Source organism: Methylorubrum suomiense (assembly GCF_022179765.1).
GTDB classification, from domain to species: Bacteria; Pseudomonadota; Alphaproteobacteria; order Rhizobiales; family Beijerinckiaceae; genus Methylobacterium; species Methylobacterium suomiense.
Genome location: NZ_BPRE01000004.1, coordinates 200,284 through 224,841, shown reverse-complemented (window position 1 = coordinate 224,841; position 24,558 = coordinate 200,284). Strand labels below are relative to the sequence as shown.

27 protein-coding genes and 2 tRNA genes are annotated in these 24,558 nt (G+C 65.3%); 18 read left to right on the top strand and 11 right to left on the bottom strand.

Annotation, left to right across the window (positions count from 1 at the left end; translation table 11 throughout):
* Positions 1 to 60: 60 nt before the first annotated feature.
* On the top strand, positions 61 to 645 hold the full coding sequence (locus MFF26_RS08250; RefSeq protein ID WP_238307899.1) for an ATP-binding cassette domain-containing protein: 585 nt from the start codon (positions 61 to 63) through the stop codon (positions 643 to 645).
* A 46-nt stretch (positions 646 to 691) separates the two neighbouring features.
* Here MFF26_RS08250 and guaA read toward each other — a convergent pair whose 3' ends face one another.
* From guaA to MFF26_RS08235, 3 genes are all read right to left on the bottom strand, one after another.
* Positions 692 to 2,272, bottom strand: a complete 1,581-nt coding sequence (gene guaA / locus MFF26_RS08245; protein ID WP_137827900.1) for a glutamine-hydrolyzing GMP synthase — start codon at positions 2,270 to 2,272, stop codon at positions 692 to 694.
* 453 nt (positions 2,273 to 2,725) lie between these two features.
* Positions 2,726 to 3,754 carry an alpha/beta hydrolase gene (locus MFF26_RS08240; protein WP_137827899.1) on the bottom strand — a complete coding sequence of 343 codons (1,029 nt, stop codon included), beginning with the start codon at positions 3,752 to 3,754 and terminating at the stop codon, positions 2,726 to 2,728.
* A 115-nt stretch (positions 3,755 to 3,869) separates the two neighbouring features.
* The gene (locus tag MFF26_RS08235; RefSeq protein ID WP_137827952.1) at positions 3,870 to 5,162 is read right to left on the bottom strand and encodes an RsmB/NOP family class I SAM-dependent RNA methyltransferase; all 1,293 of its coding nucleotides are present in this window, start codon (positions 5,160 to 5,162) and stop codon (positions 3,870 to 3,872) included.
* A 717-nt stretch (positions 5,163 to 5,879) separates the two neighbouring features.
* On the opposite strand from MFF26_RS08235, the gene MFF26_RS08230 reads away from it, so the two are divergent.
* Entirely contained in the window at positions 5,880 to 6,050 is a 171-nt protein-coding gene (locus tag MFF26_RS08230; protein ID WP_171015399.1) for a hypothetical protein, read from the top strand.
* A 35-nt stretch (positions 6,051 to 6,085) separates the two neighbouring features.
* On the opposite strand, the gene panE is transcribed toward MFF26_RS08230, so the two are convergent.
* Positions 6,086 to 7,024: a 2-dehydropantoate 2-reductase gene (gene panE / locus MFF26_RS08225; RefSeq protein WP_238307868.1), complete on the bottom strand. Its 939-nt coding sequence runs from the start codon at positions 7,022 to 7,024 to the stop codon at positions 6,086 to 6,088.
* 262 nt (positions 7,025 to 7,286) lie between these two features.
* Here panE and MFF26_RS08220 point away from each other — a divergent pair.
* Positions 7,287 to 7,362 (top strand) — tRNA-Glu (locus MFF26_RS08220).
* 494 nt (positions 7,363 to 7,856) lie between these two features.
* Positions 7,857 to 8,081, top strand: coding sequence for a hypothetical protein (locus MFF26_RS08215; RefSeq protein ID WP_137827897.1), 225 nt, complete (start codon positions 7,857 to 7,859; stop codon positions 8,079 to 8,081).
* Positions 8,082 to 8,190: 109 nt separating this feature from the next.
* On the opposite strand, the gene MFF26_RS08210 is transcribed toward MFF26_RS08215, so the two are convergent.
* Positions 8,191 to 8,361, bottom strand: coding sequence for a hypothetical protein (locus MFF26_RS08210; protein ID WP_171015398.1), 171 nt, complete (start codon positions 8,359 to 8,361; stop codon positions 8,191 to 8,193).
* Positions 8,362 to 8,824: 463 nt separating this feature from the next.
* Entirely contained in the window at positions 8,825 to 9,148 is a 324-nt protein-coding gene (locus MFF26_RS08205) for a PsiF family protein (RefSeq protein WP_137827896.1), read from the bottom strand.
* A 786-nt stretch (positions 9,149 to 9,934) separates the two neighbouring features.
* Between MFF26_RS08205 and MFF26_RS08200 the strand changes: the two genes are divergently transcribed.
* The 6 genes from MFF26_RS08200 to MFF26_RS08175 all read left to right on the top strand — a co-directional run bounded on the left by MFF26_RS08200 (position 9,935) and on the right by MFF26_RS08175 (position 13,529).
* On the top strand, positions 9,935 to 10,261 hold the full coding sequence (locus tag MFF26_RS08200) for an iron transporter (protein WP_137827895.1): 327 nt from the start codon (positions 9,935 to 9,937) through the stop codon (positions 10,259 to 10,261).
* The gene (locus MFF26_RS08195; protein WP_137827894.1) at positions 10,258 to 11,895 is read left to right on the top strand and encodes a PepSY-associated TM helix domain-containing protein; all 1,638 of its coding nucleotides are present in this window, start codon (positions 10,258 to 10,260) and stop codon (positions 11,893 to 11,895) included. The genes MFF26_RS08200 and MFF26_RS08195 overlap by 4 nt, the downstream gene beginning before the upstream one ends.
* Positions 11,892 to 12,239: a DUF3325 domain-containing protein gene (locus MFF26_RS08190; protein WP_137827893.1), complete on the top strand. Its 348-nt coding sequence runs from the start codon at positions 11,892 to 11,894 to the stop codon at positions 12,237 to 12,239. The genes MFF26_RS08195 and MFF26_RS08190 overlap by 4 nt, the downstream gene beginning before the upstream one ends.
* Before the next feature lie 230 nt (positions 12,240 to 12,469).
* Complete coding sequence (locus MFF26_RS08185) at positions 12,470 to 13,138, top strand: Maf-like protein (protein WP_137827951.1); 669 nt, start codon at positions 12,470 to 12,472, stop codon at positions 13,136 to 13,138.
* Positions 13,135 to 13,338: a DNA gyrase inhibitor YacG gene (locus MFF26_RS08180; protein WP_373324383.1), complete on the top strand. Its 204-nt coding sequence runs from the start codon at positions 13,135 to 13,137 to the stop codon at positions 13,336 to 13,338. Before MFF26_RS08185 ends, MFF26_RS08180 begins: the two co-directional genes overlap by 4 nt.
* 115 nt (positions 13,339 to 13,453) lie before the next feature.
* Positions 13,454 to 13,529: transfer RNA gene (locus MFF26_RS08175), tRNA-Phe, on the top strand.
* A gap of 357 nt (positions 13,530 to 13,886) precedes the next feature.
* Here MFF26_RS08175 and MFF26_RS08170 read toward each other — a convergent pair.
* From MFF26_RS08170 to MFF26_RS08160, 3 genes are all read right to left on the bottom strand, one after another.
* The gene (locus tag MFF26_RS08170) at positions 13,887 to 14,093 is read right to left on the bottom strand and encodes a hypothetical protein (protein WP_137827891.1); all 207 of its coding nucleotides are present in this window, start codon (positions 14,091 to 14,093) and stop codon (positions 13,887 to 13,889) included.
* Positions 14,094 to 14,214: 121 nt separating this feature from the next.
* Complete coding sequence (locus MFF26_RS08165) at positions 14,215 to 15,297, bottom strand: Rieske 2Fe-2S domain-containing protein (RefSeq protein ID WP_137827890.1); 1,083 nt, start codon at positions 15,295 to 15,297, stop codon at positions 14,215 to 14,217.
* A gap of 373 nt (positions 15,298 to 15,670) precedes the next feature.
* Positions 15,671 to 16,180 carry a hypothetical protein gene (locus MFF26_RS08160; protein WP_137827889.1) on the bottom strand — a complete coding sequence of 170 codons (510 nt, stop codon included), beginning with the start codon at positions 16,178 to 16,180 and terminating at the stop codon, positions 15,671 to 15,673.
* 364 nt (positions 16,181 to 16,544) lie between these two features.
* Between MFF26_RS08160 and MFF26_RS08155 the strand changes: the two genes are divergently transcribed.
* From MFF26_RS08155 to rimM, 5 genes are all read left to right on the top strand, one after another.
* Positions 16,545 to 16,766, top strand: coding sequence for a glutathione S-transferase (locus MFF26_RS08155; RefSeq protein ID WP_137827888.1), 222 nt, complete (start codon positions 16,545 to 16,547; stop codon positions 16,764 to 16,766).
* Between the two features lie 19 nt (positions 16,767 to 16,785).
* The gene (gene ffh, locus MFF26_RS08150; protein WP_137827887.1) at positions 16,786 to 18,336 is read left to right on the top strand and encodes a signal recognition particle protein; all 1,551 of its coding nucleotides are present in this window, start codon (positions 16,786 to 16,788) and stop codon (positions 18,334 to 18,336) included.
* On the top strand, positions 18,333 to 18,668 hold the full coding sequence (locus tag MFF26_RS08145) for a chorismate mutase (protein WP_137827886.1): 336 nt from the start codon (positions 18,333 to 18,335) through the stop codon (positions 18,666 to 18,668). The genes ffh and MFF26_RS08145 overlap by 4 nt, the downstream gene beginning before the upstream one ends.
* Positions 18,668 to 19,030 carry a 30S ribosomal protein S16 gene (gene rpsP / locus MFF26_RS08140; RefSeq protein WP_091950264.1) on the top strand — a complete coding sequence of 121 codons (363 nt, stop codon included), beginning with the start codon at positions 18,668 to 18,670 and terminating at the stop codon, positions 19,028 to 19,030. The genes MFF26_RS08145 and rpsP overlap by 1 nt, the downstream gene beginning before the upstream one ends.
* Positions 19,031 to 19,098: 68 nt before the next feature.
* The gene (gene rimM, locus MFF26_RS08135; RefSeq protein ID WP_137827885.1) at positions 19,099 to 19,782 is read left to right on the top strand and encodes a ribosome maturation factor RimM; all 684 of its coding nucleotides are present in this window, start codon (positions 19,099 to 19,101) and stop codon (positions 19,780 to 19,782) included.
* 56 nt (positions 19,783 to 19,838) lie between these two features.
* Here rimM and MFF26_RS08130 read toward each other — a convergent pair whose 3' ends face one another.
* A complete protein-coding gene (locus MFF26_RS08130) occupies positions 19,839 to 20,798 on the bottom strand; it encodes an acyl-CoA desaturase (protein WP_137827950.1) in 960 nt (319 codons plus the stop codon).
* Positions 20,799 to 20,887: 89 nt separating this feature from the next.
* Between MFF26_RS08130 and MFF26_RS08125 the strand changes: the two genes are divergently transcribed.
* A complete protein-coding gene (locus tag MFF26_RS08125; protein ID WP_137827884.1) occupies positions 20,888 to 21,211 on the top strand; it encodes a metalloregulator ArsR/SmtB family transcription factor in 324 nt (107 codons plus the stop codon).
* 157 nt (positions 21,212 to 21,368) lie between these two features.
* Here MFF26_RS08125 and MFF26_RS08120 read toward each other — a convergent pair whose 3' ends face one another.
* A complete protein-coding gene (locus MFF26_RS08120; RefSeq protein ID WP_137827883.1) occupies positions 21,369 to 22,100 on the bottom strand; it encodes a class I SAM-dependent methyltransferase in 732 nt (243 codons plus the stop codon).
* Positions 22,101 to 22,472: 372 nt separating this feature from the next.
* Here MFF26_RS08120 and trmD point away from each other — a divergent pair, with 372 nt between their 5' ends.
* Both trmD and MFF26_RS08110 read left to right on the top strand, forming a co-directional pair.
* Positions 22,473 to 23,195: a tRNA (guanosine(37)-N1)-methyltransferase TrmD gene (gene trmD / locus MFF26_RS08115; protein WP_137827882.1), complete on the top strand. Its 723-nt coding sequence runs from the start codon at positions 22,473 to 22,475 to the stop codon at positions 23,193 to 23,195.
* 172 nt (positions 23,196 to 23,367) lie between these two features.
* Positions 23,368 to 24,543: a phosphoserine transaminase gene (locus MFF26_RS08110; protein WP_137827881.1), complete on the top strand. Its 1,176-nt coding sequence runs from the start codon at positions 23,368 to 23,370 to the stop codon at positions 24,541 to 24,543.
* Positions 24,544 to 24,558: the final 15 nt, after the last annotated feature.

Sequence of the window (24,558 nt, the reverse complement as noted above, 5' to 3'; positions counted from 1 at the left end):
GACGGTCTCGGCTGGCGCGACCTGCGCCTTCTCACGCCCACAGGCACTGGCCTCCTCACCTTGCCGGATGCTTGGTTCGAGCCTGGGGCACCGATCTGGATCAAGGCGCCGTCGGGAACCGGTAAGACAACCCTGCTGCGGGCGATCGGCGGCCTCTGGCCCCATCGCGTCGGCATGATCCGGCGCCCGGCCGGAACCGTGCACATCGTGCCCCAGCAAGCCTATATGCCCCTCGGATCGATCGGTGCGGCCACCACCTATCCGGGCGCGGTGGACCATCATCATCCCGAAGCGATCGCCCGCGCCTTGACGGCCGTCGGCATGCGAGAGCACGCGCCGATGGTTATGCAGGAGCGGGACGCGTCGCACGGCCTGTCAGGCGGCGAGCGACAGAGGCTGCGCCTGGCCGGTATCCTGCTCGCAAGACCCGATTGGGTGTTCCTGGATGAGGCGACATCCGCGCTCGATCCCGAGGCCGAGGCGTCCATCCTCGAAACGTTACGCCGCGCGCTGCCCGACACGACGTTCGTGATCGTCTCGCATCGGCGCCCGCCCCTCGCGGGCCTCCGCACATACGAGATCGATTCCCCCCGGGCGCCCCGTGCGACGCACCTGACCTTGCTGAGACCGGCGCCGAGCGACTGACCCGCGGGGATGACGCGCGGTGGCAATCATCCCCGACGGAGACGATTCACTCCCACTCGATCGTGCCGGGCGGCTTCGACGTGATGTCGTAGGTCACCCGGTTGATGCCCTTCACCTCGTTGATGATCCGCGTCGCGACGCGGCCGAGGAAGGCCATGTCGAAGGGATAGAAATCGGCCGTCATGCCATCGACGGAGGTGACGGCGCGCAGCGCGCAGACATGGTCGTAGGTCCGCCCATCGCCCATCACGCCCACGGTCTTCACCGGCAGGATCACCGCGAATGCCTGCCAGATCGTGTCGTAGAGCCCGGCCTGCCGAATCTCGTCGAGGTAGATCGCGTCGGCCTTTCGCAGGGCTTCGAGCTTCTCCCGCGTGATCACGCCGGGGCAGCGGATGGCCAGCCCCGGACCGGGGAAGGGGTGGCGGCCGACGAAGCTTTCGGGCAGGCCGAGTTCGCGCCCGAGCAGCCGCACCTCGTCCTTGAACAGCTCGCGCAGGGGCTCGACGAGACGCATGTTCATGCGCTCAGGCAGGCCGCCGACATTGTGGTGGCTCTTGATCGTCACCGAGGGGCCGCCGGAGAAGGACACGCTCTCGATCACGTCCGGATAGAGCGTACCCTGGGCGAGGAAGGCCGCGCCGCCGATCTTCTGCGCTTCGGCTTCGAACACGTCGATGAACAGCCGGCCGATCGTCTTGCGCTTCACTTCCGGGTCGTCGACCCCTTCCAGCGCGCCGATGAACAGATCCTGCGCCTGAACATGGACCAGGGGGATGTTGTAGTGGTCGCGGAAGAGCCGGACGACCTCATCGCCCTCACCGAGCCGCATCAGGCCGTGATCGACGAACACGCAGGTGAGCTGGTCGCCGATCGCCTCGTGAATCAGCACCGCCGCCACCGAGGAATCGACGCCGCCCGACAGGCCGCAGATGACCTTCTCGGTTCCCACCTGCTCCCGGATCTTGGCGATCGCCTCCTCGCGATACGTGCCCATGGTCCAATCGCCGGAGCAGCCGGCGATGTCGCGCACGAAGTTGCGGATCAGGAGCGCGCCATGCGGGGTGTGGTGCACCTCGGGATGGAACTGGACTGCGTAGTATCTCCGCGCTTCGTCCGCGACGGCGGCGAAGGGGGCGTTGCGCGACATGGCGATTGTCGTGAAGCCGTCGGGCAGCTTGGTGACGCGATCCCCGTGACTCATCCACACGGGATATGTCTCGCCGATGTGCCAGACGCCTTTGAAGAGGGGCGAGTCGGAGAGGATCTCGACTTCGGCACGGCCGAACTCGGCATGGTGCCCGCCCTCGACCTGACCACCGAGTTGGGCCGCCATGGTCTGCTGCCCGTAGCAGATGCCGAAGACCGGCACGCCCGCCTCGAAGATGGCCTGAGGGGCGCGCGGTGAGAGATCGGTCGTGACCGATTCCGGACCGCCCGACAGGATCACGCCCTTGGGTCGATGCGCCTCGAACGCGGCTTCGGCCTTCGTGAAGGGGACGATCTCGCAATAGACCCCTTCCTCGCGCACGCGCCGGGCGATCAACTGCGTCACCTGAGATCCGAAATCGACGATCAGGATCTTGTCGTGGTGCGAGGTGTCGATGGGGGAAATGTCGTTGGTCATGCTCACGGCCCTTTGCGCCCCGGTTAGACGACACGTCTCGACGGCGCAACGCAGACCCTGTTGCGCTCCACGCGCATTGATCGCTCAACGCGTTGCCTGAACTTCACGTTCGCGCTCGACGGTCGACACCGCCACCCCTCGTGACGGGCTGGAGATTGATTTAACTCGCAGAGTTTCTCCCCTGGAATCGCCGTTACGATCACGGGCCTCGGCGCCCTCGCGCGAGCTTCTGCCCTCCCCTTTCAGGTGCTGTCGTTGGCGCGGCTCCATCTTCGGATGGGCTATTCAAGCCACTGCGAGTCGTGCGCCGCACGGTGATCCGCGGCCCGCGCTGCGACACCGTCATCACCGAGCGGCGCGGGCATTCGGTCGCACGGTCGTTGTCCGCAAGCGCCGCTGCTTCAGAGCCGAGCTAGAGACGAAAGCGGGCGGCCCTTGAAATGGGGTTGCCCGTCAGGACTTGAGCAACCCGTGGCCCCGCATCCAGGCCATGAACAGCGAAGGCCATGCCGAGACCGGGCTCCCCGGTACGCCGAGGCCGAAGCCGTGGCCGCCGCGCTCGAACAGGTGCATCTCCACCGGCACGCCGGCCGCCCGCAAGGCAGCATGCATCAGGAGGGGATGGTCGGTGATCGCGATCCGGTCATCGGAGGCCTGCACCATGAAGACCGGCGGCGTGCGGACATTCACTTGGACTTCGACGGAATAGGCCCGTCGCCGTGCCTCCGGCGGATCGTCGCCGACCAGAACCTTCCGGCTGGAGATCGTGCGGTCATACGGCGCCCGCATGGTGATGATCGGATAGATCAATCCGGCAAAACTCGGCCGCGCGCTGAGGCTGTCGGCCTCGTCGAGATCGTCGTAGAGATCCTGCTCGGCATCGGCCGCCGTCGTGCCCGCCAGATGGCCGCCGGCCGAGAAGCCCAGCACCCCGATCCGATCGGGGTCGAGGCCGAATTCCTCCGCCCGCCAGCGAACAAGCCGCATGGCGCGCTGCGCATCCTGGCGGGGGGCATCGGCACCGTCGCGCCAATTCTCCACGGGCAACCGGTAGATCAGGACGAAGGCGGTGATGCCGCCCTTGGCCAGCCAATGGCCGACCGGCAAGCCTTCGTTGCCGATATCGATGCGCCGATAGCCGCCGCCCGCCGCCACGACGACCGCGGCCCCGTTCGGGCGCGTCGGGCGGATCACGAGGAGACAGGGCCGCACCACACCGGTGACGACGCCGGTCAACGTCTCGTCGAAGCGATACTCGGACCGGTAAGGCCCTCCACCGCCCGGCGGCCGTTCGGGCCAGAGATCGATGACCTCGAGATCGGAACCCGGCGCCGATCGCGGCAGCGGCTGCACGATGTCGTCGGAGGCACGCACGGGTGGTCGCGCCTGGAACGGCGCCGTGAGGGGCGCTTGCGCGAGCGCCCGCTCGCCGGTCAGGGCCGCCGCCGTGCCCGCAAGAAGAGCGCGCCGGTGCAGCGTCATGGATGAGGCCTCGTCATCACACGATTCCATTCGCGCGCCGGCCGGGGGAATTTTCCAAATCGGCGCGGGTCTGGCCGTCAACGAGGCAAGAGCCGCACCGATCCCTCGCCGATGATCACAAAATGCGTGTCATCGTCGCGACATAGAACCCGTCGGTGCCTGTCAGCGCCGGGCTCATCTGCACGCCGCGCTGGGTTCGGCGCACCTTGTCCGAGAGCCCTGGTACGGCAGTCAGATCGGTGGCGACCGAAGCGATCGCGCCGCCGCTGCGCGTGAGAAGCCCGTCGACCGCCGCGTCGTTCTCCTCGGGCAGGACCGAGCATGTGACGTAGACGATGGTGCCGCCCGGCCGCACCAGACGCGCGGCCCGGTCGAGGACCTCGGCCTGTTCCCCCGTGCGGTTCGCGAGGCTGCCGGGCCGCAGGCGCCACTTGGCATCAGGATTGCGCCGCCACGTGCCGGTGCCGGTGCAGGGTGCATCGATCAGTACCCGGTCGACCGTCCCGTCGAGATCGGCCAGCACATCGGCCCGCGCCTTCCCCGTACGCGGGGTACGAACCTCAACCTCAGCCCCGGAGCGCCGAAGGCGCTCGTGGATCGGAGCGAGACGGCGCGGATCGGCATCCGTCGCGATCAGGCGCACGCCATTCCCGGTGAGGCTGGCCAGGGCCAGCGACTTGCCGCCGCCGCCCGCGCAGAGATCGACCACGGTTTCGCCGGCCCGTGCCGACGCAAGGAGGCTGGCAAGCTGGGAGCCTTCATCCTGAATCTCGAAACCGCCTTCCAGAAACAGTGGATCGACATGCAGGGCGGGGCCGCGACCGTCCTCGCCGATCGGGATCCGCAGGCCGAGCGGCGAGAGCGGGGTCGGCTCCGCCCCGAGGTCATTCAGAGCCGCCGCGGCTTCCTCGCGGCTCTGCTTGAGGGTGTTGATGCGGATGTCCAACGGCGCCCGGCGTCCGAGGGCCCGCAGTTCCTCCATCAGATCATCGCCGAAGGCTGCGGCGAGCGAGGGCAGCACGAAGGCCGGTGCGTCCCCGGCGATCTCCGGCGGGGCCTCGGTCAGGTTACCCTCGATCAACCGCTTCCGCTCATCATCGGTGAGAGGCGCGGGCGCGAAGCGGCCACCGTCGAACAGACCGGCGATGGTGGGTTCGGCCAATCCCCGCTGCAAGCGAAGCATGCCGATGATGACGGCGCGCCCGGTCTCGGTCCCCATGAGGTAGGCCGCCGAGGCGCGCCGCCGCAGGCCGTCATAGACGAAGCTGGCGATTGCGGCCCGATCACCCGAGCCGGCGAAGCGGTGGGCGAGGCCCCAATCCTTCAGCGCATCGGCGGCGGGACGGCGGCGCGCAAAGATATCGTCCAGGATCTCAATGGCGGCGGAGATGCGGGCGGAGGGGGTCAGGATCGGCTCCCGAGGCGCTTCAGTGAGGGTCCAACAGTTCGTTGGTGCTCCGCATTGCCGGTTCTCGGCCTTCCGACGCAAGCCCAACCTCGCATGCCCCTCAGGCTCGGCCACCCAACCGTTCGCGCGAATTGGAAGCTCTGCCACGCCTGGCGAGGTGTCCGACTCCGACCCAACGACCTTTTGCCGTGCAGTTCACCCATTCAGAATGACAGAAAGCCTTTCCTATGCGTGCTTAAGCTTTCGACTGCGCCGCAGAGCGGCGAGACGGCATCATCTGTCTACAAGGTACCAAAAGATATGTACCTTTATATAGTTCACATTTTATAATTTTGGCAAATATAGATATTTTTCAGGATTCTTATTGTCTATGTATGATAACTACCTATGTTTCGATTATAAATATTTAACACGTACACATGGGATGGTGGTTCAGTCGAACGAATACTGCGCGTCAAATCTAAGATTGAAAAATATACCACATACATACGCAAAAAATTTTCATCTTGAAAAGCGATCAACGTAATGATTGGTTTATAACTATCTACTTTTATAATAAAACTAGAATATTTACAAATCATACTGCTTTGCAGTCACGCTTTCACCCGATATTTGTCGCGATACGGCCAAGCTGTGGGCGTTTTAGACGGACCTACCGCCGCGCAGGAATAGCCGTCGCGAACGCGCCGTCCGAACCATCACGGAGAGAACGATCGAATGCCGACTCTGAGACTTCTTGCGGGCGCCACGATTCTCGCGCTCGCTGCAGCCGCCTGCACGAAGGCGCCGGCCGCCCTGGATCCGACGCCGCCCCCGGCTCGCCGCGCCGATGCCAAGACCCAACTCGAATACGGCAACCCGCCGCCACCGCCAGCGCGCCGCTACTGAGAGCTGTCACGCACCGGGGGAAGCGTGCCCGCCCATCACGCGGCGTCGCGGTTCCTCCGGTTCTCGTAAGCCTTGAGATGCGTGAACACACGATCCAGGATCGGCGTCTCGACACCGGCCTTTTGCCCGCGCGCGATCAGGTCGCCGATGATGTGATCGGCTTCGATGCGGGCGCCTGCCTCGATGTCGCGCAGCATCGAGGCGGTCATCGGCGAGCGTTCCGCCGTTAACGTCTTCCGTGCGCCCGCGAGAACCTTCTCGCGCGACCCGTAACCGCTGGCGAGGGCGATTGTCTGACATTCATCGAGCAGGCCCTCGACGAAAGTCGGACCGCCAGGGGCCGCCACGACGTCGCCGATGGTCGCGCGCATGAGGGTGGTCGATCCGGCAAGGGTCGCGAGGAACACCCATTTCTCCCACATCTCCAGCAAGACCTTGTCACTGGAACGCGGCTGGAATCGTACGCCCTCCATCTGCGCCTCGATGGCCGCGATCCGCTCAGACCGCGTGCCGTCACGTTTGCCGTAAGTCAGGCTGTGCAATTCGCTCATCTGGCGGATTTCGCCGGTCGGCGTGAGCGTCGCCACGATGGCGCAACTGCCGCCGAGCACCCTTTCCGATCCGAACGCTTCGTCGAGCACGTCCAGATGGCGAAATCCGTTGAGGATCGGCAGCACCGTCGTTTGGGGCCCAACGGCCGGGCGCAGGTCCGCAACAGCCCCATCGAGATCGTAGGCCTTGGCGGACAGGATCACGAGGTCGAACGGCCCGCTCTTGTCGAGGGTTTCGGCAGTCACGGTCTGTGGCTCGGCGATGTGCACGTCGCCCACCGGACTCGACACGCGCAGACCCGCGTCGGCCAATTTCTCGGCACGGGCTGGGCGCACCAGGAAGGTCACGTCCCGCCCGATCTCGGCGAGCCGCGCTCCGAAATAACCGCCGGTCGCCCCGGCCCCCACGACGAGAATCCGCATCGTTCCTCCCTGCCCATCAGCCCGCTGGACGCAGGCTCATGCGGCATCTGCGCGCCGTCTCCCTTTCGGCGCAAGAGCGGATGCACCCATTCATCCCATCGGACGCAGCAGAGCGGCGATGCGGAAGGACGACGTGGAGGGCGCTCCGATCAACCATCGGACAGGGAACGCCGCCAGTTTTTCTCTGTCGATGCACAAAGATCGCAACTCGCCCGTTGCCGACGCCGTCCAAGCCGATTATAGAGCCGCTGGCCCAGCGCCAGCGCCCTTCGTCTAGCGGTCCAGGACGTCGCCCTTTCACGGCGAAAACACGGGTTCGATTCCCGTAGGGCGCGCCACTCTTCATTCATAAAAAAAATTTTTTGGGTACTTGACCCAAAGCAATGCCTTAGACCGCTGCTGTGTATGCAAGTGGTCCACGGCACAATCGTCGTTCATCTCCCGTGCCAGGCTGAGCAGCTGTGACCCTCGTAGGGTCGCTGCTCCCGCGCACATTTTTTATTCCGGCACCGCAAACCGCCATGGCGGTCCGCGTGTGAGGCCTCAGACTGAGGATTTGACTGTTACCAATGAGACCGCCCCTGACTGCCCTGTGGCAGCATGGCGATCTTGGGTGATTCGAGCGGGCGAGGCGCCGCAGGATTTTCCGATTCCGGCTCGACACATGCTCATGATGCCCCGCCGCGGAGATCGGGACAGAACGACTGGCTGAGCGCGGACCGGTAATAAGGCCAGACAATCGGCTTAGGTCATCCTCGACAGAGTTAAGAGGTTGGGCGTTGTACCCCCTCCAACTCCTCTGCGAATGTGAGTTTGTGGAAGCGAAACGCGTTTGCCGCGTCACGTGAACTTCGCAACCGCATCGCAATCAACGACAAAAGCTGATGACGTCATCCTGCTTTTTGGTGGCATTGCCGATCGAATGCAACCTGATGCCGCGAGGGCATTCGGCAAGAAGAAAGATTCCATACTCCACAGTTCAGAAGGCGCCAAAGCAATTGCGCGCAACTGGTTTTGCGGTACAGAAGCGGGCAACCGCGGCGACGACCTCGGCTGATTCGACAGGAGGTCACGCCCGTGCTGTTTGGTACGCTTTATCTTGCTTGTGCAGCCGTCTTTCTTGAACTCGTGCAGTGGGCGCCTGATATTGACGACTTTTGACTGAGCTACAGTATCAAATATTGTAGTATATAAAAAGCTGCCCAACCGAGGAAGCCGATCCAAGCTGCGGTTGCGATCAGGCCGAGGCCGATCAACCCCAGTCCTAAAATAGACAGTTTGTCTTTCGGCTGCTCAATCTTCTCGGGATTGTCGAGCACCGTCTCAACCGCCTGCATGCGTCCCCCGCCTATTTTTTCTGCGGCCCAGAAATTATTGGCGAGGGCAGACGGTTCCCGATGGCCTCAATATGAATTCGATACGGCAAACGGATGGATTCGGAGAGCCGTTGCCGCGATCGAGCCGAGCCAGGTAAAACTCAACTCGAGGTGGTTAGTCGAGCGAGGGCCATCCAGGTTAGGCTGTCGCCGTTCTGACTGGGGTTCACCGGCGGTTTTATGCGGTGACCGATCGGCAGCGGAGCGTGCAAACGCCCTTGAGACCGACGCGCCGATCGCGACGTGATTGTACGGCCCTGCGCCGAACTAGGTCTCCCGATCGGCGGAGCCGGAATGTGACATGCCGGCTGAGTTGCGCATGGAATGTCGCCTCAGTCCGTGCCACCGCGACGAGGCCGGTACGGGGTCGCGAACAACCTGTCGGACCATTCCGTACGCGGCTGACGCAGATGATGAACCTTGCTCAACCCTTCAGACAGGTGCTCATGAAGGTCTTGCGGTCGGCGCCCTTCAAGCTTTTTGCGGACGCATCCGCATTACAGCTCTTCATCTTCGCCTGTTGCGGCGTGAGTTCCTTGTCGGGCGATGCGGTCGCCTTGCCGGCCAAGCAATCGGACATGAAGCTCTTGCGGGCATCGCCGGCGAGCTTCCGCGTTCCCGCATCCGCATTGCAGGACGTCATGCGCTCGCGCTGCGCTGCCTGCGCTGCGGATGGCGCTGGCGCCTGTGCCGCAGCTGGCACGGCGAGGGCAACCAAGACCGAGATCGTCAGAACCGAAGCGCGCATAAGGAGACTCCGTAGGTAGTTACCGTTTTAGCACGCGTGTCGTTCGCAGACGTGAGCTTCAACGCGGATTCTGCACAATTTTGTTGACCCGGCGGCAGCGTTGAAAATCGCCGAAACTTCCGGTGATTCAAAGCTTGACGGTTTCATCGCATGGATTCCGGTAGCAGGCTCAGGTAGTCTTACCCAGTGCAATTGGCGACGCATTCAGTCTGCAAAGCCAGCAGCCTTACGCCCGAAAAATGACCACGATTAGTCGGCCGGCATGGCATCACCGACATCGCTCTCGTGGCGGCCGGCTCGCCTGAATAGGGGCAAATGCTATTGCAACTTACACATTCAAATTATAGCAATTCTATAGTACAGGCTCTAGAATGATCTAGACTTTTACCATATCCAGCATCATAAGTGCGAGCAGCTCGCGCGCTGATGAGGGAAACATTTCCGACCATGAGATTGCTCGCGATCGATGCTAAGTGCCTCGATCCCGTTAGAGCTCCATAGCCTGCAACGTGCTTCAAGGTCGTCGCCGGCCTTCACGCTCTCGCGTCAGCTTGGGTAACGCAGCTCATATGCTCAACGTCTCTGCATGTGTGCTGCGCGCCTCAGTGATTTGCGACGGCTTCAAATATCTCGCGCCTGCCTGAAATACTTCTTTGAACACATGGGTGCTCTAAAAATTTGCAATGAACACTGAACGATAGCTTATCTAAGATTCTCAGAGTTCAAACGCGGCCTGCCCCACACGTCAGAAGCAATGCCACAGTATCGCTCACAGGGATTTTGAGCATGAGTACGAGCAAAGGGAGCGCCGGTACGGGTCTAGTGGAAAGAGCCGGGATCTTCGCGCGGATCGTGTTGGCGACCGGGGGCGGCTACGCCGTCGCCGCTCTTGCCACGGCGCTCCTGTCGGTCACGCTTCCATTGGAACGTTCCGAAGCGGTGACGACGGCGACGCTTCTCAGCTTCGCGATCCTCGCCGGCGTCGTCGTACTCGTCTTTGCCCTGCACTCCGTGCCGCGGGCCGCCGGCATCCTCTTCGGTGCGATCCTCGTCATGGGCTTAGGCCTGTGGCTTGCCGCAGGTCCCGGTCTCTTCGTCGGAGGCGCGCCGTGAAGGGAAGCTTCCGCCAGTCGATGGCGTGGCTGCACACCTGGGCCGGGCTCGTGGTCGGCTGGGTATTGTTCGCCGTCTTCGTCACCGGCACCGCCAGCTACTACCGCGCCGACATCTCACGCTGGATGCGGCCCGAACTGACCAAGGTCTCCCCACTCACGCACGCTGAGTTGCCGGCCGCGGCCGAGCGCGCCGTCGCCTATCTGGAGAAGCACGCGTCCGAGGCCCGAACCTGGTTCATTGGCCTGCCTCACGGCGACGAGCCGGTGCTCGACCTGTTCTGGCGGATCCGGCCCGGCGCGCCGCCCGGCCACGTCATCCTCGACGCGAGGACCGGCGCCGAGATGGCCTTACGCAAGACCATGGCAGGCGACTTCTTGTATCGCTTCCACTTCGAGTTGCACCTGCCGCCGATCTGGGGGCGCTGGATCGTCGGGATCTGCGCGATGATCATGCTGGTGGCACTGATCTCCGGTATCATCACCCATAAGCGCATCTTCTCGGACTTCTTCACCTTCCGCCGGGACAAGGCACCGCGTCGCAGCTTCCTCGACGCCCACAACGTCACCGGCGTCCTCGCCCTCCCGTACCACCTGATGATCACTTATACCGGCATCGTTACGCTCTCGATGATGTACATGCCGTGGGGTGTGACGACGGCGTATCGGGGCGACAGCCAAGCCTACTTCTCCGAGGCCGGCTTCGTGACCAAGTCACGCCCGGTTGCGAACCGTCCCGCCCCCCCGGCCCCGATTGGCCCGATGGTCGAGCGGGCGCTCGCGACCTTTCCGGAGCGGCTGGGCCGCGTGTCGATCGCTCATCACGGCGATGCCCATGCCACCGTCATCGCGGCTTTCGAGGAGCCGCACGGACTCTCCCACGAACATCCCCAGATCGCCTTCGACGGGGTGACCGGCGCGGTTCTGGAGGTCGTCAATGGTGGCCTGAAACCCGCCGCTAAAACCTTTTCGACGATGGTGGGCCTGCATGAGGCCCATTTCGCCGGCCCGACGTTGCGCCTGCTGTTCTTCCTCTGCGGCGTGATGGGCAGCGCCATGGTCGCGACCGGTCTCGTGCTTTGGACGCTCGCGCGGCTCCCCAAGGCGAACGAGCGCCCGTTCTTCGGGCTGCGCCTGGTTCAGGCGCTCAACATCGCCAGCGTCGCCGGCCTGCCCGCTGCGGTGGCGACCTACTTCCTCGCCAACCGGCTGCTGCCGCCCGACCTCGCCGGCCGCTCGGACTGGGAGATCCGCGCCTTCTTCGCCGCCTGGATCGCGGCAGCCCTGATCCCGCTCGCCCGTCCGCATCGCCGGGCCTGGAGCGAGATGCTGGGGCTGGTCGCCGGCCTCTGTCTCGCCGTCGTGCTGGCGGATATCGCCACGGTCGAGACGCATCCGCTGCGCCGGCTCGGCGCGGGCGAGGCTCTGTTCCTGTGGTTCGACGGCGCGCTGCTGGCGATGGCCTGCCTGTTCGCGGTCGCGGTCCGCAAGGTCGCGCGCTATCAAGCTCCGTCGCGGGCCGAGCGCAGCCGGGAGGCACCACGTCCTTCTGCTGCGGTCCGCAGCTCGGAAAGGCCAGCGCCCCTTCACGCCGCGCCCCCTCCCCTCGCCGCAGCCGAGCCGGAACGCGCATGACGCCCACGATCCTCCTGCTCAACCTGAGCCTCTGCTTCGCAGCCCTCACGGCGCTCTGCCTGAGCCTGAACCGCCACCATACGGAGGTGTTTCAATCCAAGCCGAGCGCGCGGCGGATCCTGCTGCTGCGTGTGCTCGGCTGGACCGGCATCGGCCTCAGCCTGACGGTGGCCGGCGTGGCGGAGGGCTGGAATTTCGGGCCGGTGCAATGGATCGGCACTCTGACAGGCGCCGCTGTCGCTCTCGTGCTGCTTCTCTCCTACCGCCCGCGTCTCATCGGACAAGCCTGCGGCGCCACCATCGCTCTGGCAGTGGCGGTCAGCGCAATGCTGCAATTCGCCTGATCGGCCGACCGATCCATCCTCTTGGACGGTGTCAGATTTCGTCGATCGGGAGACCTCACCCAGCCGATGACGATGAAGCTGTGAGGCCGATCGCGGCAGGCGCAGAGTCACGAATTGGCGCATCGACGCCCATAGAGGTCCTAACGGGGCAGCCATCCAAGCCGAGTGGACGCGCGGACGAAAGGTCCGCGCGTTGCGATACGCGGGGGCTTATGCGTAAGACCACGGCGATGACCGACCATTCGACCGCACAGGGCACGCCGCCGATCTCCGGTGCTCCGGCCCGTCCGCTCCTCGTGCTCGCCTCGGCCTCGCCCCGGCGATTGGCCCTGCTACAGCAGGTGGGGATTGAACCGGATGCGCTCCTCCCCGCCGATATCGACGAGGCGCCGCGCAAGTCCGAATCACCGCGGGAGCTCGCCCGACGTCTCGCCCGGGAAAAGCTGGAAGCCGCCCAGGCGGCGGCGCGGCGGCGGGAGGATCTCCGGTCCGCCTATCTGGTCTCCGCGGACACCGTGGTGGCGGTCGGCCGGCGTGTGCTGCCGAAGGCCGAGACCCTCGATGAGGCCGCGGATTGCCTGCGTCTGCTCTCGGGGCGGGCGCACCGGGTCTATACCGGCGTCTGCGTGCTCTCGCCGAAGGACAGGCTGCGCGAGCGCATGGTCGAGACCCGTGTACGGTTCAAGCGCCTCTCGACCCGCGAGATCGAGGGCTACCTGTCGTCCGGCGAGTGGCGCGGCAAAGCCGGCGGCTACGCCATCCAGGGTTTGGCAGGCGCCTTCGCCGTCAAGCTGGTCGGTTCGTATAGCGGGGTCGTGGGTTTGCCGCTGAACGAGACGATCAGTCTCCTCGAAGGCGAAGGCTTTCCAGTACGCGGGGCCTGGGGAGCCGCGGCGTGAGTGCGAGCCGCCCCAAGGGCGTCCCACCCTGTCCGATCTGCGGTCGCCCGGCTCAGCCCGACACGAAGCCGTTTTGCTCGCCCCGCTGCGCCGATATCGACCTCGGACGCTGGCTCGGCGAACGCTACGTCATCCCGGGACCGGAAGACGACGACACGCCACGCTCGCCCGCCGAGGGGGAGGACGAGCGCAAGCACTGAGGCTGTCGCCGCTTCGTCAAAAAACCCGGTCCCCGGAGGCGAAACGAGGCTGGACACGACGGAAAGCCTTCCTTATACCCCCGCTCCGTCGCCAGCGCTCAGCGCAGCGGCCGATGCCCAGGTAGCTCAGTTGGTAGAGCATGCGACTGAAAATCGCAGTGTCGGCGGTTCGATTCCGTCCCTGGGCACCACTCTCCTGAGACTTCAATCCTGACAGCAAACAGAGCGTGCAAAGCGCTTTGGAGCTTTTGTTGGATTGTCTCACTGAGAATTGGATGGTCCTACAGGCAAGACCATTCCGCTTTGCGCGCTGACAACGCTCATCGATCGACAACTTGATTTCTATAAATCTCGGCGTCAGCGAGCCCTTGGCCACGTGGGCCTTGGCCTATTCGACAGCGGAACCATCACTATCGGGGCCGTGGACGCCCGTGCGTCATCACTCGGAATTTCATCCCGGGGTGCATGGTTGAGGACGAGCATGCATGAAGACGCTTGGTCTGGCTCACGGACCGGGCAGGTGTGAAACCGATCCACGCTGAAGCTCCTTACGTCTGCGGGGGCGCCCCGACCGACGCCGCGAGGGCCGCGGCCAGTTCCTGAATTTTCATGCGCGCCCGACGCTCGATCTCGTCCCGGGTCAGCTTCTCGGTCGGGACGATGACGACGCCGCTGATGCGTCCATGCTCCGACAGGAAAGTGAAGTTGAAGCGGCCAGAGCGACTGCGGCGAACGACGTAGTGCGGACTCGGCACGCGAAATGCCCCCTTGCCTCGAACACAGCATGCAGGAAGCGGCATCGACGACACCGCGTCCGCATCTACGGGGCGGCGTCGGCGGAAGTTTCAGCCGGGGGCGATTTATCCGGTTCGAGGCTCAGGACCGCCAGCGCAGCTCTTGGCGGATCAACGGGTTGGCGAAGGGTCGGCCTTCGCGGGCGGCCTCCAGGATCTCGCGCTTCAAGCGGAAATACCATTGCGAGGGCAGATCGCCCTGCCCGAGCAGCACCATGGTCGGTTTGCGGTCGAGCCCCAGCTGCGCGTGCTGGAGCACTTGCTGATCCTGGGTCAGGAACTGGCGCATCAGGGGGCGGGCGAGTGGCTTGAGAAGGTTCAGGGCCGGCATGCTCCAGTACAGCGCGTTGGTGAGCATGGTCCGGTTCGGGCCCATGGGGGTCGCGAACGTGTAATTGGCGACACGCTTGGTGCCCGCCGTGATCCGCTCGAGGCGAACGCCCGGCAGGCGGAACTCGATCTCCACCTCCGGCACACCGCCGAGCAGCCGGTAGACCGGCGAACTCGTCGTCGTGGCGTGGCTTGTCATGACGAAACCGTGCGGCACCGGTTGGAAGGTCTTCACCTTCTCCCGCAGTTCCTTCGAGGGGCGGAACCACCAGGAATCGTGGACGAAGGCGACATGGCCGGGATCGACCAGGCTCAAGGTCGTCAGGTCGAACGAGGCCTCGACCTCGAGCTCCACCACGAGGCTGCCGGCCGGCTCGAAGGCAAGCGAAGGCACGTCAGGGATGGCGGCCGGGTCCGAGGGGCCGAGATACGGATTGACCCAGAGGAAGCCGGCGCTCTCGCGGATCGGAAAGCGCTGAACCGCAATCCGCGAAAAATCGGAGGCGTCGTGCGAGGAGAGGGTCGGCACGTCATGACAGCGCCCATCGGTCCCGAAGCGCCAGCCGTGAAACGGGCACATCAGCGTGTCGCCGTCGAACTTACCCTTCGAGAGGGCCATGCCGCGATGGGGGCAGCGATCCCGCAGGGCGAAGAGTGCGCCGTCCTTGCCGCGCCCGATCACCACCTGCTCGCCGTTCAGCGACACCGCACGCATGGCGTCGCCGGTGAGACGGGCGGCTTGGCCGACACAGTACCAAGCATTGGGCAGCGGCTCACGCATCGCCTTCGGATCGAGGGCATCGTCGGAGGCGCGCGGAGCGGCAGCGGAAGACATGGAGCGAACTGATGCGACCGTAGCGAACGGGCGCCCTGTTTAGGCGCTCCGGCAGCGGCGTACCAGCGGAGCCCACCCGGTTACTTTGTGCGCCGCGGCGAGACAACGCAGCGGAGAAACCCAACGAGGGCTTCCGCCCCGGGGCAAACGTCCCTACCTTCGGGCTCCCAGCAACGAACGAAAGGAGGTGATCCAGTGTCTCATTGTCATCAGCCGTCGCCGACGACCAAGACCTGGACTGTTGCCTCCGGCGTCTGCGCCTAACGCATTCGCGGGATCACGACGGGTTTCGTCGGACTGACCGGTTCGACAATGGAAAGGCCGCTCCTTCATCGGGAGCGGCCTTTCGCATGTTTGGGATGCAGCGTTGACGTCAGCGCTGACCGATCTGGAACAGCGGCGAAGCCAGAGCCTCGCAGCGGGCGCGCCACAGATCGCGCTCGGCGCGGAGGTCTTCCATCTTGCTGACCTCCTCGAGGACGTGGCTGCGCAGCTCACGAAGCTCCGCCGCCAGCAGAACCTGGATCTCGTCGCGGCGCTCGGATTCGAGCCGCAGCTTCGCCTTCAGCATCATGTTCTCGGCCATGATCTCGGCGAGCTCATCGTCCGCCGCGTCCTCGCCGGCTTTCGCGGCGTTGACGAGACGCGGCGACCAAGCGTTCCGGCTCTCTTCGATAGGGTCGGTGGTCGTCTGAACGAGATCGGGCGCCCCGAGCGGAGCTTGCGCTTGCGGCGTCTCCACGATGCGTGGCCGCGGCAGATCGATCGGACGGGCCTCGGCGGCGGTTCGCATGGCGGCGAGCCAGTCCCGCAAGGGCGCGGCATTGCCGGACGCGCGTGGAGCGGGATCGTAGGCCGGAGTGTGTCGCGCGGGTTCCGACATCGGAAAGTCCTCGGGCACCTCATGCGGTGCATGACGCTATCTGTGCCGATTATGCTTAACGTTCGGTAAATTCGGCCAAAGGGCTGACGTCCGACCATGGGTGGACGATGACGTTCGGCCGATGAAGGGATCGCCGCCGCAGCCCCTCACGGAATGCGGCTATGGCTGCAACGCTCCGACTTCGTCGGGATTGACTTGCCCGCCCATCGCGCCTATCCGCCCGAATTCCATTTCGACGTATGATCGTCACGATGAGCCGCCGACCGGCCCGAGAGGCCGGAGGTCAACGCCCGACAGCGCGTCTGCGCCCTCGGGCGCACTCGTCGTTGTCGTCAGTGCGTCGGAGACGAAACCCGAGCCCGCCATGGCGCCCGCCAACGAATCCGCCCTGCGCATCGAGGATGCGGTCAACGATCTCTGCCCCTGGTCGGGCAAGCCGGTCGTTCCCGACGCCCTGACCCTGTATAACGGCGCCGTGGTCGGCTTCTGCGATCCGGAATGCCGGGACAAGTTTGCCCGCGCGGTCGCTGCCTTCGAGGACGCTCTGCGCGCCCGCCGCGTGGCCAATGCCGGCCTTCACCAGTAGCACGGGCTGATCGCGACGCATGTTCGAAGGCCTTTCCGACCGCCTTTCCGGTATTCTCTCCGGACTCACGCGCCGCGGCGCGCTCACCGAGGCCGATGTCACCGCCGCCATGCGCGAGGTGCGCCGCGCCCTGCTGGAGGCGGATGTCGCGCTCGAAGTGGTGCGCTCGTTCACCGACAAGGTGCGCGACAAGGCGGTGGGCGCCACGGTGCTCAAGTCGGTGACGCCGGGCCAGATGGTGGTGAAGATCGTCAATGACGAGCTCATCACCATGCTCGGTACCGACGCCAGCGTGATCGATCTCAATGCCCCCGCCCCCGTCGCCATCCTGATGGTCGGCCTCCAGGGCTCGGGCAAGACCACCACCACCGCCAAGATCGCCCGGCGTCTCGCCTCGCGCGACAAGCGGCGCGTGCTGCTCGCCTCCCTCGACACCCGCCGCCCGGCGGCGATGGAGCAGTTGGCCGTTCTCGCCAAGCAGGTGGAGGTGGAGAGCCTGCCGATCGTTGCCGGCCAGAGCGCGGTGCAGATCGCCAAGCGCGCCATGGAAGCGGCCCGTCTCGGCGGCTTCGATGTGGTGATGCTCGACACCGCCGGCCGCACCACGGTCGACGAAGGCCTGATGAACGAGGCCGCCGAGGTGAAGGCGGCCACCCGGCCCCACGAGACCCTGCTCGTGGCCGATGCCCTCACCGGTCAGGACGCCGTCAACACCGCCCGCGCCTTCGACACGCGCCTCGGCGTCACCGGTATCGTGCTGACCCGCATGGACGGCGATTCCCGCGGCGGCGCGGCTCTGTCGATGCGCGCCGTCACGGGCAAGCCGATCAAGCTCGTCGGTGTCGGCGAGAAGGTCGACGCGCTGGAGGAGTTCCATCCCCAGCGCGTGGCCAACCGCATCCTCGGCATGGGCGACATCGTCTCCCTCGTCGAGAAGGCGGCGGAGACCATCGATGCCGAGCAGGCGATGCGCACCGCCGAGAAGATGCGCAAGGGCAAGTTCGACCTGGAAGACCTGTCGATGCAGCTTGCCCAGATGGAAAAGATGGGCGGCATCGGCGGTCTGATGGGCATGCTGCCTGGCATGGGGCAGATTAAGAAGCAGGTCGAGGGCGCCAATCTCGACGAGAAGATGTTCAAGCGTCAGCGAGCGATCATCTCGTCGATGACCGTGCAGGAGCGCAAGAATCCCGATCTGCTCAAGAACAGCCGCAAGAAGCGCATCGCGGCGGGTGCCGGCGTGAAGGTCGAGGAGATCAACAAGCTCCTCAAGATGCACCGGACCATGGCCGACATGATGAAGGCGATGGGGTCCGGCAAGCGTGGCATCGGCCAGGCGCTGGGCAACATGTTCGGCCTCGGCGGCGGCATGCCGGGGGGGATGCCCCAGATGCCGCCGGGCATGCCCGAGCCGACGCCGGAGCAGATCGCCCAGATCGAGAAGCAGTTCGGCGGCAAGCTGCCGCCGATGCCCCCCGGCATGGGCGGTGCCAAGATGCCGGGTCTTCCCGGCCTCGGCGGCCCGAAGCTGCCGGGACTCGGTGGCTTCCTGCCGGGTAAGAAGAAATGAGCATCCTGTCCGGGCAAGGGGTCGACCCCGAACTCGCGCGGCTGCGCGACAGTATCGACAATTTCGATGCCGCGCTCATCCATCTGCTCGCCGAGCGCTTCCGCTGCACGCAGCGGGTCGGCGAGCTGAAGGCCCGCAAGGGCCTGCCTCCCTCCGATCCGGACCGGGAGGCGCGTCAGGTCAAACGCCTGAGAAACCTCGCGGTCGAGGCCAAGCTCGACCCCGATTTCGCCGAGAAGTTCCTCGCCTTCGTGGTCAAGGAAGTCATCCGGCACCACCAGACGATCGCGCTGAACGCCGATCTTACGCAGACCCCCGAAAGGAACGACTGATGTCCCTCAAGATCCGCCTCACCCGCGGCGGCGCCAAGAAGCGCCCCTACTACCGTATCGTCGTCGCCGACGCCCGCGCCCCGCGCGATGGCCGCTTCATCGACAAGGTCGGCGCCTACGACCCGATGAAGGCCAAGGACGATCCGGCCCGCATCGTGCTCGACAACGAGAAGATCCAGTCCTGGCTCGCCAAGGGCGCGCAGCCGACCGACCGCGTCCTGCGCTTCCTCGATGCCGCCGGCCTTGCCAAGCGCCCGGCCCGCAACAACCCGCAGAAGGCCGAGCCGGGCGAGAAGGCCAAGGAGCGCGCCGCCAAGCGTGCCGAGAAGGCCGCCGCCCCGGCCGAGGACGCCGCGGCCTAAGCCGTCAGCTCTCGCCCTCCCCCTCGCGGGGAGGGCTTCCCCGCGGTCATTTCGTCGAGGCACCCTGCATGGCACGCCGCCCCGGCTCCTCCTTCCGCGGACCCGCGCGACCCGAGCCGCTCGGCGCGACGGCCGTCACCTCTGCGCGCAAACCCGCGCCCGCCAAAGCCTCGGACCCGTCGGCCCCGCCCGCCTCGCCGGATCCCAACCTTGTCCTGCTCGGTGAGTTCGGTCGTCCGCACGGCCTGCACGGCGAAGTGCGACTCAAATCCTATACCGGCGATCCCACCGCCATCGCCGCCTACGGCCCCCTGCGTCTGCCCGACGGGCGCATGATCGAGCTGGAGGATGCCCGCCAGGCCCCGGGCGGCTCGCCCGATCTCCTGATCGTGCGGGTGAAGGGCATCACCCATCGAAGCGGCGTCGAAGCCCTAAGCCGTCTCACGCTCGCTATTGCCCGTGACAAGCTCGGCCAGGCCGCGGAGGAGGATGAATTCTTCCTCACCGACCTGATCGGGCTCACCGTCGAGGACGGCAGCGGTACCGCGCTCGGCACCGTCGTCGCCGTCCCGAATTACGGTGGCGGCGATCTCCTGGAGATTCGCCCGGCTGCCGGCGGTCCGACCGCACTCCTGCCTTTCACCAAAACGTTCGTGCCGAGCCTCGACATCGCCGGCGGCCGGATCGTCGCCGATCCGCCGGAGGATCTCTTCGCCCCGCCAGGCCCGAAGCCCGCCGACGATCCGGGCTAGGGTCGAGACGCGATGGACGCGATCAGGTAGCCCCCGACCCGGTCAGACGCCGAGATTCAAGACGCGGGCGCATCGAAGCCGACACCGTAAGCCTGTCCCTTGTCACGCGGAAGCTTACGAACGCCGAGCCGAGGTTCGAGAACACCGGGCTCCTTCAGATCCCAGACGAACCCGAGACGTTCGAGGCCTCTCAGCAGCCACCAGCCGGGATCAGCCTGACCCGGTTCGGTTCCAAGACGTGCCGATTCCGGCCATGCATGATGCGTCGAGTGCCAAGCCTCGCCGAAGGTGAGCCAAGCTGCCGCCGGGAGGTCGTGCCCCTGCACGGATTCACCCTCGACGATCCAACCCTGAGGTCCATCCCGATGGGTCAGGTGCACGACGAGCCAGTGCCCGGTCAACGAGACCGCAATCCGGACGGGGATACCCCAAACCAGCCACGGTAGCCCGCCGATCGCGTAGAACAGCACGGCCCATGGCAGTTGCTGCAGCATCCAACTCGCTTCCAGCCACCGATAAAACCGATCACCCGTGATCCTCGGCTCGACAACGAACCGGGGTGGATGTGCGAGCACTAGACGGGCGTGCATCTGCAGCACCGCATCGCGCCACAGGGGGAGCCGGTTGGCGTGAAGATCGTGGCAGGCGGGCTGGCGCTGGGCCCAATCACGCATGTCATGAAGGCGGACCATACCGACCGGCCCCGCCATTCCGACCAACGTCCCCAGATAGACCAGCACATACTCGGCCCAGGGTTTTGCCGAGAAGCTGCGATGCACCAGCAAGCGATGCATCCCGACCGAATGGCCCGCACACAGCGTGACGATCGTCGTCGCCATGAAGAGTGCGACTGCGCCGGGAGTGACGAACACGGGACCGAGCAGCAGGGCTGAAAGCTGCATCCCACCGATCCACAAGGACTTGGCCGGCGACCATTCCAGGCGCCCATCCGCGGCGGATGTCTGGGCGTCGGCGATCATGCGGGTCGTCGAGGTGCATCGAGGCGCTGGAATCATCACCATCCACCTTTCGATATTTAGCAAATTTCCTAAACAACGAAAGGTTGAGCTTGTCAATGGTTAGCTTAGCGCCTAAATATCGTCCGATGCAGCGTGTCTTCGAAGCTCTGGCATCGTCCGTCCGGCGCCAGATTCTAGCGTACCTGTCTCACACCGAACTCAACGCCGGCGAAATCGCGGCGCGCTTCGCCATGTCGAAGGCCTCCATCTCCCAGCATCTCTCGATTCTCGAAGCCGCCGGGCTGGTGGAAAGCGAGCGCCGGGGGCAGTTCATTTTCTACCGACAGGTGCCCGACAACTTGGTCAACGCCCTGCATGGTTTCGTGCAGGAAGCATGTCCGAAAGGCCGCCCGCTCAAGCGGGAGAGCGCAGCATTGGCGGAGAAAGGTTCTCGCACTGATAATCGATAGTAGATTTTCTACATTGCCAAATCGTGTATCACGTCTTTGATACCGCGGACTTCTCAAAACGAAATTGTTTTTCTCGGTTTTCCAATAAGACTATCGCTAGACTTGATATCGAACAGAGCGACGGAGCCGACAAACGCATTCAATCGAAGAAGCACGCTCAGCGGATGCGCGTCGTCTCGTCCCGGCAAGGTGTGATCGCGGCCGGATCGGGCCGCTTGTCGACCGGCGGCGCCTCGAACACCGCGAGATAGCCGACGCCGCCCTTGAGCGTGGTCATGGACAGTTCGCGGTATCCGACCGCCGCCAACTCGCAGCGCAGGAGCTTCGGCGGCGTACCGTGGCGCGAGGGGATCGCGTCCGCATCGACGATGCCGACCTTTCCGCCCGGTTTCATCATCGCGGCGAGATTCCAGAGCAGGCCGAACGGCTGCGCGACCTCGTGATACATGTGAACCAGCACGGCCGCGTCGAGCGATCCCGGGGGCAGGCGCGGATCGTGCGCTTCGCCCCGCACCACGGTGACGTTGGTCAATCGTTCGGTGGCGACGCGCCGTTCCAGGTCGGACAGGTAATTCGGCGTGATGTCCTGCGCGAGGATGCGTCCCTGTGGACCGACCCGAGGACTCAACCGCATTACGTAATAGCCGCTGCCGGCCCCGATATCGGCAACCGTCTGTCCAGGGCCGATCCGCATGAGGCGCGCCACCTGCCCGACCTCGTCGGCCCGGTCTCGTTCCTTGGGGTCCGCCCATTGCGCCGCCACGATTTCCGCCACAGGTCTGTCGGGTTTCGGAAAGCGTTCGGCCGGGGCAGCGGGCGGGGCGAGCGGCTCGGCGGCTCCGGCCGGCAGCGTCAGGAGAAGAAGGGTCAGGATGGTCGAACGGATCATCCGCGAACAACCCGTGGAGACGCGGAACGTGCCCGCCCGCGACTCTCCGGCCGGAAACGGTTATCGACGCAATGGGATTGGTCCATGATCATGGGACGCTTACCCCACATCCTGATTGCCTTGGCACTTAGTCAGTCCGCATCGGCGGCGCTCGCTATGCCCGGCGCGACGGTCGGTATCGCCACCGGTTCGCCCGATCCGTTCGGCACAGCGAGCCGCTCCGCTCCTCCCCCGGACACGTTTCCTTCCGCGCGCGTAAGGGCAGAAAACGTCGAAGGGTCTGGGGTGAAGCGGTCGAGGAAAGCGCGGCGGTTGCCTCGGCGTGTTCCGTCTCGGCGTTGACCGCCCCTTCCCGCCCCGCCATCAAGCGGCATGAGCGACGGTAGCGACTCGGCCGCAGCGGCCCCCTGGCGGGCCACCGTGTTGACCCTCTATCCCGAGATGTTCCCGGGCCCCCTCGGGCTGTCGCTGTCGGGCGATGCCCTCGCTCGCGGGGCGTGGTGCCTGGAGCCGCGCCAGATCCGCGAACACGGGCTCGGCCGCCATCGCAACGTCGACGACACCCCCGCCGGAGGCGGTGCCGGCATGGTCCTGCGCTGCGACGTCCTCGGTCCCGCCATCGATGCTGCGTCGCCTGAGGGCGATCTCCGTCCCCGGCTCCTCATGTCGCCCCGCGGCAAGCCGCTGACGCAGGCACGGGTGCGCGCGCTCAGCGAAGGTCTCGGCGCGGTCATCGTCTGCGGACGCTTCGAGGGCGTGGACGAGCGGGTCATCGAGGGGCGCGGCCTCGAAGAGGTGTCGATCGGCGACTACATCCTCTCGGGTGGCGAGATCGGCGCACTCGTCCTCATCGATGCCTGCGTGCGCCTGCTCCCAGGCGTGATGGGCAAGCACGAATCCGGCGTCGAAGAGAGCTTCGAGGGCGGTCTTCTCGAATACCCGCACTACACGCGTCCGCGCGAATGGGAGGGCCGCGCGATCCCCGACGTGCTGATGGGCGGCAACCACGCGGCCATTGCCCGCTGGCGGCACGAGCAGAGCCTCGTGCTGACGCGCGCCCGCCGGCCTGACCTGCTGGCCGAAGAAGCGCCGTAGAAGAAATATCTCGTTAAAACATCTTGCCTGAACTGTCACAGCGCCTGTCACCCCAGCAACACGCGGCGGAAAATCTTAAAGAGACGGCTTGCGTCCCACGCCTTAATCGGTCATTCCCGGCGGCGGGACACCTCCCCCCAACGGGAGGCGCCCATCTGGAAGGATGGATGACATGACGGTTCAAAAGCCTGCCGCGCGTCCGCGCGTGCCTTATTTCTCGTCCGGCCCCACGACCAAGCGTCCCGGCTGGACCCTTGATGCCCTCTCCGGCGCGGCGCTCGGCCGCTCGCACCGTTCGGTCGCAGGCAAGGCGAAGCTGGCGGAAGCCATCGAGCTGACCCGCAAAGTGCTGCAGATCCCGGCTGATTACCGCATCGGCATCGTCCCCGGATCCGATACCGGTGCCGTCGAGATGGCGATGTGGTCGATGCTGGGCCCGAAGACCGTCGAGGTCATGGCCTGGGATTCCTTCGGCGCCGAGTGGGTCACCGACGCGCTGAAGGAGCTCAAGATCGATCCGATCGTGCGCACCACCGAGCACGGCATCCTGCCGGCGCTCGACGCGATCGATACGAAGAATCACGACGTCGTCTTCACCTGGAACGGCACCACGGCCGGCGTGAAGATCCCATACAGCGACTGGATCGCCGACGACCGCGACGGCGTCACCATCTGCGACGCGACGTCGGCGGCTTTCGCGATGCCGCTGCCGTGGGACAAGCTCGATGTCGTCACCTATTCCTGGCAGAAGGTGATGGGCGGCGAGGCCGCGCACGGGATGCTGATCCTCTCGCCCCGCGCCGTGGCGCGCATCGAGAGCCACACGCCCGCTTGGCCGATCCCGAAGGTGTTCCGCCTGACCAAGGGCGGCAAGCTGATCGAGGGGATCTTCAAGGGCGACACCATCAACACGCCCTCGATGCTGGCGGTCGAAGATTACCTCGACACCCTGAAATGGGCCGAGAGCATCGGCGGTCTGTCGGCGCTGCACGCCCGTGCGGATGCCAACGCCAAGGTCGTGCACGACTGGGTGGCGAAGACTCCCTGGATCGGCCATTTGGCGGTCGATCCGGCGACCTACTCGAACACGGGCGTCTGCCTCGTGCTGACCGATTCGGACGTGCTCGCCAAGGGCGACGCGGTGGTGAAGAAGGTCGCCGCCGGCATCGTCGCTCGTCTCGAGGCCGAAGGCGTCGGCTACGATTTCGGCGCCTATCGCGACGCTCCGGCGGGTTTGCGGATCTGGTGCGGGGCCACCGTCGAGGCCTCCGACCTCGAAGCGCTCATGCCCTGGCTCGACTGGGCCTTCGCCCAGGAAAAGGCGGCGCTCGCCGCCGCGGCGGCTTGATCGTTCCGTGAATCA

What these genes read in the sequence shown, in the direction of transcription:
- MFF26_RS08155 (WP_137827888.1), top strand. Translation starts at nt 16,545, where the DNA reads ATGGCGCCCGCCAACGAATCCGCCCTGCGCATCGAGGATGCGGTCAAC.
- MFF26_RS08200 (WP_137827895.1), top strand. Translation starts at nt 9,935, where the DNA reads ATGAGTACGAGCAAAGGGAGCGCCGGTACGGGTCTAGTGGAAAGAGCC.
- MFF26_RS08230 (WP_171015399.1), top strand. Translation starts at nt 5,880, where the DNA reads ATGCCGACTCTGAGACTTCTTGCGGGCGCCACGATTCTCGCGCTCGCT.
- MFF26_RS08205 (WP_137827896.1), bottom strand. Translation starts at nt 9,148, where the DNA reads ATGCGCGCTTCGGTTCTGACGATCTCGGTCTTGGTTGCCCTCGCCGTG.
- MFF26_RS08185 (WP_137827951.1), top strand. Translation starts at nt 12,470, where the DNA reads ATGACCGACCATTCGACCGCACAGGGCACGCCGCCGATCTCCGGTGCT.
- MFF26_RS08125 (WP_137827884.1), top strand. Translation starts at nt 20,888, where the DNA reads ATGCAGCGTGTCTTCGAAGCTCTGGCATCGTCCGTCCGGCGCCAGATT.
- MFF26_RS08130 (WP_137827950.1), bottom strand. Translation starts at nt 20,798, where the DNA reads ATGATTCCAGCGCCTCGATGCACCTCGACGACCCGCATGATCGCCGAC.
- ffh (WP_137827887.1), top strand. Translation starts at nt 16,786, where the DNA reads ATGTTCGAAGGCCTTTCCGACCGCCTTTCCGGTATTCTCTCCGGACTC.
- rpsP (WP_091950264.1), top strand. Translation starts at nt 18,668, where the DNA reads ATGTCCCTCAAGATCCGCCTCACCCGCGGCGGCGCCAAGAAGCGCCCC.
- MFF26_RS08160 (WP_137827889.1), bottom strand. Translation starts at nt 16,180, where the DNA reads ATGTCGGAACCCGCGCGACACACTCCGGCCTACGATCCCGCTCCACGC.
- MFF26_RS08145 (WP_137827886.1), top strand. Translation starts at nt 18,333, where the DNA reads ATGAGCATCCTGTCCGGGCAAGGGGTCGACCCCGAACTCGCGCGGCTG.
- MFF26_RS08210 (WP_171015398.1), bottom strand. Translation starts at nt 8,361, where the DNA reads ATGCAGGCGGTTGAGACGGTGCTCGACAATCCCGAGAAGATTGAGCAG.
- guaA (WP_137827900.1), bottom strand. Translation starts at nt 2,272, where the DNA reads ATGACCAACGACATTTCCCCCATCGACACCTCGCACCACGACAAGATC.
- MFF26_RS08190 (WP_137827893.1), top strand. Translation starts at nt 11,892, where the DNA reads ATGACGCCCACGATCCTCCTGCTCAACCTGAGCCTCTGCTTCGCAGCC.
- rimM (WP_137827885.1), top strand. Translation starts at nt 19,099, where the DNA reads ATGGCACGCCGCCCCGGCTCCTCCTTCCGCGGACCCGCGCGACCCGAG.
- MFF26_RS08120 (WP_137827883.1), bottom strand. Translation starts at nt 22,100, where the DNA reads ATGATCCGTTCGACCATCCTGACCCTTCTTCTCCTGACGCTGCCGGCC.
- MFF26_RS08165 (WP_137827890.1), bottom strand. Translation starts at nt 15,297, where the DNA reads ATGTCTTCCGCTGCCGCTCCGCGCGCCTCCGACGATGCCCTCGATCCG.
- MFF26_RS08240 (WP_137827899.1), bottom strand. Translation starts at nt 3,754, where the DNA reads ATGACGCTGCACCGGCGCGCTCTTCTTGCGGGCACGGCGGCGGCCCTG.
- panE (WP_238307868.1), bottom strand. Translation starts at nt 7,024, where the DNA reads ATGCGGATTCTCGTCGTGGGGGCCGGGGCGACCGGCGGTTATTTCGGA.
- MFF26_RS08110 (WP_137827881.1), top strand. Translation starts at nt 23,368, where the DNA reads ATGACGGTTCAAAAGCCTGCCGCGCGTCCGCGCGTGCCTTATTTCTCG.
- trmD (WP_137827882.1), top strand. Translation starts at nt 22,473, where the DNA reads ATGAGCGACGGTAGCGACTCGGCCGCAGCGGCCCCCTGGCGGGCCACC.